The sequence below is a fragment of the Streptomyces sp. NPDC002265 genome, assembly GCF_040296125.1.
In the GTDB taxonomy this organism is placed as follows: Bacteria; Actinomycetota; Actinomycetes; order Streptomycetales; family Streptomycetaceae; genus Streptomyces.
In genome coordinates this window covers 1-4,210 of record NZ_JBEOWS010000546.1, presented here as the reverse complement: position 1 = coordinate 4,210, position 4,210 = coordinate 1, and the positions used below count along the sequence as shown (strand labels likewise).

The 4,210-nt window shown below is 68.1% G+C and carries 3 protein-coding genes and 1 pseudogene; all 4 read right to left on the bottom strand.

All coding sequences use genetic code 11. The features are described 5' to 3' along the window. Positions 1–233 (bottom strand): annotated as a pseudogene (locus tag ABT085_RS44470) (hypothetical protein); the annotation flags it as partial. 11 nt (positions 234–244) lie between these two features. Further along, entirely contained in the window at positions 245–1,153 is a 909-nt protein-coding gene (locus ABT085_RS44465) for a carbohydrate ABC transporter permease (protein ID WP_351622381.1), read from the bottom strand. Next, positions 1,150–2,112 carry a carbohydrate ABC transporter permease gene (locus tag ABT085_RS44460; protein WP_351622378.1) on the bottom strand — a complete coding sequence of 321 codons (963 nt, stop codon included), beginning with the start codon at positions 2,110–2,112 and terminating at the stop codon, positions 1,150–1,152. The genes ABT085_RS44465 and ABT085_RS44460 overlap by 4 nt, the downstream gene beginning before the upstream one ends. A 17-nt stretch (positions 2,113–2,129) precedes the next feature. Next, positions 2,130–3,416, bottom strand: coding sequence for an ABC transporter substrate-binding protein (locus tag ABT085_RS44455; RefSeq protein ID WP_351622375.1), 1,287 nt, complete (start codon positions 3,414–3,416; stop codon positions 2,130–2,132). Positions 3,417–4,210: the final 794 nt, after the last annotated feature.

Sequence of the window (4,210 nt, the reverse complement as noted above, 5' to 3'; positions counted from 1 at the left end):
GGCAGGGCCGCGCCGAAGTCGGCCACGAACTCCCTGAGCCCGCCGCGCTCGTGGCGGACCCGGCGGCGCAGATGGCTCGCCCCGGCGGCGAAGGCGGCGGGGGCGGTGATCACGCCCAGCGAGGCCACCGCGATCCACACGCCGGTCAGCAGACACTCGGCGAACACCCCGAACCGTTCCGCGAGCGGGGACTCCTTGCGCTCCTTGCGCGCCTTCACCCGTGCTTCGGCCATGGTGGGACCGTTCAGCCCTTCAGTCCGGAGGTCGCCATACCGTCGATGAGGTACCGCTGGAAGGCGAGGAAGAACAGCAGCACCGGCAGCAGCGCCACGAGCGACATCGCGATCAGCCCGCCGTAGTTGGAGGCGAGGCCGTCGGAGTCGCGGAACATCGTCAGGCCCAGCGAGACGGTGTACTTGCCGGGCTCGTTGAGGTAGATCAGCGGGCCCATGAAGTCGTTCCAGGCGTTGATGAAGGTGAAGATCGCGCTGGTGATGAGGGCCGGCCGGCACAGCGGCAGCACGACCGACCAGTAGATCCGCAGATGGCCGCAGCCGTCGAGACGGGCCGCCTCGTCGAGCTCCTTCGGCAGGTTGCGCATGAACTGCACCATCAGGAAGACGAAGAACGCCTCCGTGGCCAGGTACTTGCCCAGCAGCAGCGGCACATAGGTGTTGATGAGCTCCATCTTCTGGAACATCACGTACTGCGGGATCAGCAGCACGTGGTACGGCAGCAGCAGCGTGCCGATCATCAGGGCGAACAGCAGGTTCCGGCCCGCGAACCTGATCTTGGCGAAGGCGTACGCGGTCAGCGAGCAGGAGATCAGCACACCGGCCACGGCGCCGAGCGCGTAGAGGAGGGAGTTCTGGAAGAACGACCAGATCGCGACGTCCGCTATGCCGTCGGCGAGACCGGTGAAGTTGTCCATGACGGGCTTGGCCGGGAAGAGCACCAGGCTGCCCAGGATGTCCTTGCTCGGCTTGAACGACGCGCCGACCACCCACAGGACGGGGTAGAGCACGACGGCGAGGACGAGCAGGGAGCCGAGGTGCCAGGCCAGCGAGCCGGCCCGGCGGCGGGACACGGCCGGACGGTGGGCGACGGGGGCGGTGGCCGGCGCGGCGGTGACCGGCGGGGCGGTGGCGCTCATCGAGCGTCCTCCGTGTCGTTCTCGTAGTGCACCCACTTCTTCTGCGACCAGAACAGGACGGCCGTCACCAGCGCCACGGCCAGCAGCAGCATCCAGGCCATCGCGGAGGCGAAGCCCATCTGCGCGTTCTTGAAGCCCTGCTGGTAGAGGTAGCAGGTGTAGACGAGGGTGGCGTCCGCCGGACCGCAGCTGGTGTTGGAGACGACGTAGGCGGAGCCGAAGATCTGGAACGAGTGGATGGTCTCCAGCAGTACGTTGAAGAAGAGCACCGGGGAGATCATCGGCAGGGTGATGCTCCAGAAGCGGCGCAGCGGTCCTGCCCCGTCCATCGCCGCCGCCTCGTACAGCTCCTTCGGCACCTGCTTGAGACCGGCCAGGAAGATGACCATCGGGGCGCCGAACTGCCAGACCGTGAGCCCGACCAGGCAGTAGAGGATCCAGTCCGGGTTGCCGACCCAGCCGCCGACATGGACGCCCAGCACCGACATGCCCTGGTCCACGACGGCGCCGTCGGAGAACATCGCGCGCCATACGAAGCCGACGGACACGCTCGCCCCGATCAGGGACGGGGCGTAGAACGCGGCCCGGTAGAAGGCCTGACCGCGCCGGCTCTGGGCGAGCAGCAGGGCGACGCCGAGGGCCAGCAGCAGCTTCAGCGGGGTGCCGATGACGACGTACTTGGCCGTCACCTCGACCGACTTCTGCCAGCGCGGATCGTCGAACATCCGGGTGAAGTTGCCGAAGCCGATCCATCTGGGGCTGGTGAACAGGTTGTAGTCGGTGAACGCGAAGTACAGCGAGGCGGCCATCGGGCCCGCGGTCAGGAGCAGGAAGCCCGCGATCCACGGGGACATGAACAGGTAGCCGGCGAGATTCTCCCGGCGCCCCCGCCGGCGTACGGCGGGAGCTCCGGAGCGGACCTTCCGCAGGGCCGGCGGAGCGTCCTTGACGAGCGTCACGGGTGTTCCCAATCAGGTCAGGCCTGGAAGGCGGCCTCGGACTCGGAGAAGAACTGCTTCACGGCGTCGGAGACCTTGGTCTTGCCCTGGGCCATGTCGCCGCTGATGCGCAGGAAGGCCGCCTCGACCGTGTCGGCGCCGGACGGGTGGGGGGTGATGGCCCCGAGGACGCCCGCCGCCGCGGTGTCCTGCTCGTACTGCGCGATCTCCTTGCCGACGGCGTCGGTCGGCTTGTAGGCGTCGAACTGGTCGGTGGTGGCCAGGACACCCCGGTCGTAGCCCATGATCCTGCCGACCTCGGGGTCGTGGACCATGAAGTCGATGAACCGGGCGACCTCCTTCGGATGCTGCGTACGCGCCGAGGCGCTCAGCATCAGGGAGGCGAGGTACTGGCCGGTGTTCTTGCCGTCCATGGTGGGGATCGGGGCGAGGCCGTACTCGCTGGTGCCCTCCGCCGAGTAGCGGACCGTGAAGTTGTCCCAGGTGAACTCGCAGGCGGCGTGGCCCGCCGAGAGGGAGGACTTGGGGGCGTCCTGCGCGACGATCTTGGGCGAGGTGATGATCCCGGCCTTGACCCGGTTGTAGCCGTCCGTCCACCACTCCGTCAGATCGGCCTGCTCGAAGCCGAGCCCGTCCTTGTCGAAGAACGCCTTGCCGTTCTGCCGCAGATAGAGGTCGTACAGGTACATGATGCCGAAGTAGCCGGTGTCGCCCGGGACCTTGGTCCGGTCGTGGATGGTCTTCAGGGCCTTGAAGTACTCGTCCCAGGTCCAGCCCGACTGCGGGTCGACGCCCGCCTTCGCGAGCACCTTCTTGTCGACGACCAGCGCCATGGTGTTGGACCCGACCGGGATGCCGAGCTGCTTGCCGTCGACCTCGCCCACCTTGGTGACTCCGGCGCGGAAGTGGTCGAGGCTCAGATTGCCCGCGTCTATCTGGGACTTGAGATCCATCAGGATGCCGCGCTTGTCGTACTTCCGAAGAAATCCGACGGCGTTCTGGAATACGTCCGGCGGATTTCCGCCGGCGGCCTGTGTCTGGAACTTCTCCCAGAAAGAGGCGTAGTCCTGGAAGTCGGTCTTCACCTTGATCTTCGGGTACTTCTTCTCGAAGAGCGCGATGGACTGATTGATCCGCTTGGCCCGTTCGTCGGCACCCCACCACGAGTAACGGATCGTCACGGTCCCGTCCGCCGAGGTGCCGCCGTCACCGCCGCAGCCCGTCGTGGCGGCGAGGCCCAGCGTGGCCATCGAGGCTCCGGCCGCCTTCAGGATCGTGCGCCTCTCAACATTCCCGGTTCCCACAGTCGGGCCCCTCCCCGCAGCATCGTCGCCGCTCATGAATCGTTTCAAGTAAGCGCTTGCTGGCACAAGCTACGGAGGGGTTGAGGGTGCGTCAATGATTCGGACAGGAAATTCTTCCGAGGCGCCCCGGCGACCCCCTGGCGCAGGAGTGCCGAGGGCGGTACCGAACGGGCCGACGACGCAGGTGGGGCCGTCGGCGCCGGCGGGCCGAACCGGGAGCGGGGCGGCACCGACGAGCCCGTACCGGCCGGAAGCCGACGGCGGGGCGAGGGGGTCCGGGCGTGACTTGCGAGCCCGGCGAGGGCGACGGCGGGGGCGCGGCGCGAAGGTGGCCGGAATGCCACAGGTGGCGGCGGGGACGGCGCCCGGATTCGGCGGGAGCGTATCCGGAGCGTGGCCGCGACACGGCCGGGGCGGTCACACACCGCCGAAAGGATCGATCACGCACCGCCGAGGGGATCGATCACCCTCCGAGGAGGGGAGTGATCACGCACCGCCGAGGAGATCGATCACGCACCGAGGAGGGAATCGATCTCGAACCACCGTGGGGACCAGGAGTCGCCGCGGACCCTGCGCGGGCCAGGCCGCCCCAGCAGAGCACATCGACGGGCGCCACGCCACCGCGCGGCGGCCGGGCGGCGCGGGAACGCGGCCTCGCCCGACGGGCAGGCGACCCGCATGCGGTCAACGAACAGCGGCCCACCTGCGCATTCGCAGATGGGCCGCTGTGTCCGGGTGGGCGATACTGGGTTCGAACCAGTGACCTCTTCGGTGTGAACGAAGCGCTCTCCCAC